Genomic DNA, 4,177 nt, shown 5'->3' with positions numbered 1-4,177 from the left:
CCGGGCGCAGCGCCTTGATGGCAGCATTCAGCACGCCGGCATCGCTGCCGCCGCCGCCGATGAAGATCGCGTCCGGCGTGTCCAGCCTGGCAAGTGCCCTGGGCGCGCTGCCTTCCACCACGACAAGGCCGGGAACGCCACAGGCGGCGGCGTTGCGGCCAATGCGGGCGGCGCGGATCGGATCGGCCTCGATGGCAATGGCGCGCATCGAAGGGTGGGCCAACATCCATTCGATGCCGATGGAACCGGAACCGGCGCCGATGTCCCACAGCAATTCGCCGCGTTTCGGCGCCAGCGCCGACAGGGTGATCGCGCGGATCTCGCGCTTGGTGATCTGGCCGTCATGGTCGAACAGATGATCGGCAAGGCCTGATGTGAGCGGCAGGACGCGCGCGTCCGGACCGGATTCAACTTCGACCGCCAGCACGTTGAGCGGATTGATGTTTTCGAGATCGAAGGCATCGGCGCGGATCGTGCGGTGGTCCTCGCTTGGCCCACCCAAGGCCTCCAGGATCGTCAGCCGCGATGCGCCGAAGTCGAGTTCGGTGAGCAGGCGCGCTATTGCAGCGGGGGCTTCGGCATCCGAGGTCAGTGCCAAAATGCGCGCGCGTGGCTGCAGCAGCGGCCGGATCAGGTCGAGCGGCCGGCCGTGCAGCGAGACGGTCTCGATGTCCTGCAGCGCCCAGCCAAGGCGCGCGGCCGCCAGCGAAACGGCCGACGGTGCGGGGATGACATGCATCTCCTGTTGCTTGACCTTGCGGGCGAGGGTGGCGCCGACGCCGTGGAAGAACGGATCGCCTGAAGCGAGCACGCAGACGCGCCTGTCGGCAAGCGCCAGCACGTCAGCCATCTCGGCATCGAAAGGAACCGGCCAGGCGCGCGCCTCGCCCTTGGCGAAGGAAGCGACCAGCGCCAGGTGCCGCTTGCCGCCGAAGATGATCTCCGCCTCGGCAATCCGCTGCTTGGCCTCGTCGCCGAGACCCGCTAAACCGTCCTCGCCGATGCCGACGATTGTGAGCCATTTTGGGGTGAGCTTGGCACCGCGCGGACCTTCAGCAGGCATGATGACCCACCGTATTCTGATCCTCGGCGGCACCACCGAAGCCCGGCAACTGGCCGGAAAACTGGCGGCGCGCGCCTCGGTCACGCTGTCGCTGGCTGGCCGCACTGAAAGCCCGGTCGCGCAAGGCGTGCCGGTGCGAACGGGGGGCTTTGGCGGTGCCGATGGATTGGCCGATTATTTGCGGAAAGAGCCTATCGACCTGCTGATCGACGCGACGCACCCCTATGCGGCGCAGATCTCCGCCAATGCGGCGCAAGCCGCCCGCGTGGCCGGTGTGCCGATCCTTGCGCTGCGACGCCCCGGCTGGGAGCCTGTCGAAGGCGACCGCTGGACTGAGGTCATTACATCCGGCGATGCCGCGCGAGCGCTTGGACTGGCGCCGCGCCGTGTTTTCCTGGCGCTGGGCCGGCAAGAGGTCGCTGCTTTCGAAGCTGCGCCCCAGCATCATTATCTCGTCCGCAGCGTCGACGCGATCGAGCCCAAGCTTGCCGTGCCGGATGCGAGCTATCTTCTGGCCCGTGGCCCGTTTCGTGAGGCGGAGGAACGCGCGCTGCTCGAAAAGCAACGCATCGATGTCGTCGTGTCCAAGAACAGCGGCGGCGAAGCGACTTATGGCAAGATCGCCGCGGCGCGGGCGCTTGGCCTCGAGGTGGTCATGATCCAACGGCCAGTCTTGCCGGATGTTCCCGCGGCTGAAAGCGTTGAAGCGCTGACCGTGTTGGTCGATCATTTTGTCCGTCCCGTGGACGAGCGCGGCGTGTAGACCAGCGCCGGCTTCTCCGCGCGCTTGATGATGCGGGTCTCCGGCGAGCCGATGATGATGCAGGTCGCCATGTCGGCCTTCTCTGCCTCGACATCGGCCAGCAGATAGACCTCGATGCGCTCATCCGGGCGGCCGGCGGCGCGGCCGAAAATCACTGGTGTGGTACCAGGCAGGATCGCGGTCAGGCATTCGAAGGCGCGGCCGAGCTGCCAGGGGCGCGCCTTGCTGATCGGGTTATAGAGCGCGATGACGAAGCCGGCGCCGGCCGCCGCCAGCAGGCGCAGTTCGATCAACTCCCATGGCTTCAGATTGTCGGACAGCGAGATGGCGCAGAAATCATGGCCGAGCGGCGCGCCGATGCGGGCGGCGACCGCCAGCATGGCGGTGATGCCGGGCACCACAGCGACATCGACCGCGCGCCATTCGGCCGGGCCGGCCTCGATCGCCTCGCAGACGGCCGCCGCCATGGCGAACACGCCGGGGTCGCCACCGGAAACCACCGCGACGTCGTGGCCCTCGGCGGCTTTGATCAGTGCGTCCTTGGAGCGGGCGAGTTCCTCGCGATTGTCGGAAGCGACGCGGGTCTGTTCCGGGCGCAATTCCAGCCGGTCGAGATACGGTTTGTAGCCGTAAAAGAATTTCGCCTCGGCGACGGCGCGGCTGGCTTCCGGAGTGACTTGATCGGCATTGCCGGGCCCAAGGCCGATGACAGTGAGACGGCCGCTCATGCCTGCGCTCCCACGGCGCCGGGGCGGCCGGACCAGCCGGCGACCAGCACGATGGCGAAATAGGGCGCCTTGTCGTCCGGCTTGTCGGCCAGCTTCATCGACACGCTGCCGGCCATGGTGCCGCGCTCGACATAGACGGCGCGCGACAGCTTGGCCGTAGCCTCCAGCGCCCGCCTGATCTTTGGCAGGTTACGGCCGACCTTCATGATGACGGCGGCATCGGTGTCAGCCAGCCGGCGCGTCAGCTCGAACTCGCTCATCGTGCCGGGCAGCACGGTCAGCACGTCATCGCCCTGGACGATCGGGATACCAGTCTGCGACCAGCAGCCGGACATAGCGGTTACGCCGGGAATGACTTCGGTGGGGAAGCGATGGGCGAGGCGCACATGCAGATGCATGTAGGAGCCGTAGAAAAGCGGGTCGCCCTCGGACAGCACCGCAACCATCTTGCCTGCCTGGAGGTGCTCGGCGACCTTCTCGGCGGACTCCTCGTAGAAAGTCGTGATCTGCGAGCGGTAGTCGTCGTGATCCTTGTCGATTTCGGTGGTGACGGGATAGAGCAGCGGCAATTCCGTCATTTCAGGCCGGAACTGCGCTTCGACGATGGCGCGCGCATTGCTGTTGTTGCCGCGCTTGGCGAAATAGGCCACGACATCGGCTTCCGCCAAGGCCCGCGCGGCTTTCAGGGTCAGCAGTTCGGGGTCGCCGGGACCGGTGCCGACGCCGACGAGACGACCTTTGGGAAGGGCGTTCACAGGCCGGGCCTCGCCAATGAATTGAGCGCGGCGGCGGTCATGGCGCTGCCACCGAGCCGGCCACGCACGATGGCAAAGGGAACGCCGTAGGAATTCTCGGCCAGCGCGTCCTTCGATTCGGCAGCACCGACGAAGCCGACCGGCATGCCGATGATGGCCGCAGGCTTCGGCGCGCCGTCGCGCAGTTTTTCCAATAGATAGAACAGCGCGGTCGGTGCATTGCCGATGGCAACCACCGAGCCCGCCATGCGCTCGCCCCACAAATCGATCGCGGCGGCCGAGCGGGTGTTGCCGATTTCCCTGGCGATGTCGTGCGTGCGCGGATCGCGCAAGGTGCAGATCACCTCGTTGCCGGCCGGCAGCCTGGCGCGGGTGACGCCATGCGAGACCATTTCCGCGTCGCAGAAAATTGGCGCGCCCGCCGCCAAAGCGGTGCGGGCAGCGGCAACCAAATCCGTGGAGAACACAAAATGACTTGAAGATTCGACCTGGCCGCAGGCATGGATCATGCGGATGGCGACATCGGCCTCGGCCTCGGAGAAGCGCGACAGATCGGCCTCGGCGCGGATAATGGCGAAGGAGCGCTCGTAGATCGCCGTGCCGTCATGGATGTAGTCGTAGGCGGCCATGCTCATTTCCGTTTTTCAGTTTGGGCCTGTCGGTAAGCCTCGGCGATACCGGCCGGCCCGAGCCTTGTCAGGCAAGCAGCGGCAGTCTCGCCTTGATATCGTGCGCTGCGGATCATTGCCGCGACGCGGCGGATGCCGCGCGCGGCGTCATAGCCCGGCCTGTAGCCCGCAGGAAGGGCCTTTGCCGTCGCGTTCACGACAAGTCCGGCTCCGTTTTCGCCGCCGACAATCGCTAGGGC

At 66.6% G+C, this 4,177-nt stretch carries 5 protein-coding genes and 1 pseudogene; 1 reads left to right on the top strand and 5 read right to left on the bottom strand.

The window, feature by feature from the left end:
* Window positions 1–1,063, bottom strand: a 1,063-nt coding sequence (gene cbiE / locus EN893_RS21515) for a precorrin-6y C5,15-methyltransferase (decarboxylating) subunit CbiE (protein ID WP_128361760.1), incomplete at its 3' end; no start/stop codon positions are given.
* 1 nt (window position 1,064) lies between these two features.
* On the opposite strand from cbiE, the gene EN893_RS21510 reads away from it, so the two are divergent.
* Window positions 1,065–1,826 carry a cobalt-precorrin-6A reductase gene (locus EN893_RS21510; RefSeq protein ID WP_127270798.1) on the top strand — a complete coding sequence of 254 codons (762 nt, stop codon included), beginning with the start codon at window positions 1,065–1,067 and terminating at the stop codon, window positions 1,824–1,826.
* Here the strand turns inward: EN893_RS21510 and EN893_RS21505 are convergent.
* The 4 genes and pseudogenes from EN893_RS21505 to EN893_RS38715 form a co-directional block, all read right to left on the bottom strand.
* On the bottom strand, window positions 1,790–2,554 hold the full coding sequence (locus tag EN893_RS21505; protein ID WP_127271898.1) for a precorrin-3B C(17)-methyltransferase: 765 nt from the start codon (window positions 2,552–2,554) through the stop codon (window positions 1,790–1,792). The two genes, EN893_RS21510 and EN893_RS21505, sit on opposite strands and share 37 nt — an antisense overlap.
* On the bottom strand, window positions 2,551–3,309 hold the full coding sequence (locus EN893_RS21500; protein WP_127271900.1) for a precorrin-2 C(20)-methyltransferase: 759 nt from the start codon (window positions 3,307–3,309) through the stop codon (window positions 2,551–2,553). Before EN893_RS21500 ends, EN893_RS21505 begins: the two co-directional genes overlap by 4 nt.
* The gene (locus EN893_RS21495) at window positions 3,306–3,938 is read right to left on the bottom strand and encodes a precorrin-8X methylmutase (RefSeq protein WP_127271902.1); all 633 of its coding nucleotides are present in this window, start codon (window positions 3,936–3,938) and stop codon (window positions 3,306–3,308) included. Before EN893_RS21495 ends, EN893_RS21500 begins: the two co-directional genes overlap by 4 nt.
* 2 nt (window positions 3,939–3,940) lie before the next feature.
* Window positions 3,941–4,177, bottom strand: a pseudogene (locus tag EN893_RS38715) (precorrin-3B synthase); the annotation flags it as partial.

The organism is Mesorhizobium sp. M7A.F.Ca.CA.004.04.2.1, from assembly GCF_004022825.1.
Classification (GTDB): domain Bacteria; phylum Pseudomonadota; class Alphaproteobacteria; order Rhizobiales; family Rhizobiaceae; genus Mesorhizobium.
Note: the sequence above shows the minus strand (reverse complement) of the source record. Positions and strands in the feature narration are given on the sequence as shown.

What these genes read in the sequence shown, in the direction of transcription:
- EN893_RS21505 (WP_127271898.1), bottom strand. Translation starts at nt 2,554, where the DNA reads ATGAGCGGCCGTCTCACTGTCATCGGCCTTGGGCCCGGCAATGCCGAT.
- EN893_RS21495 (WP_127271902.1), bottom strand. Translation starts at nt 3,938, where the DNA reads ATGGCCGCCTACGACTACATCCATGACGGCACGGCGATCTACGAGCGC.
- EN893_RS21510 (WP_127270798.1), top strand. Translation starts at nt 1,065, where the DNA reads ATGACCCACCGTATTCTGATCCTCGGCGGCACCACCGAAGCCCGGCAA.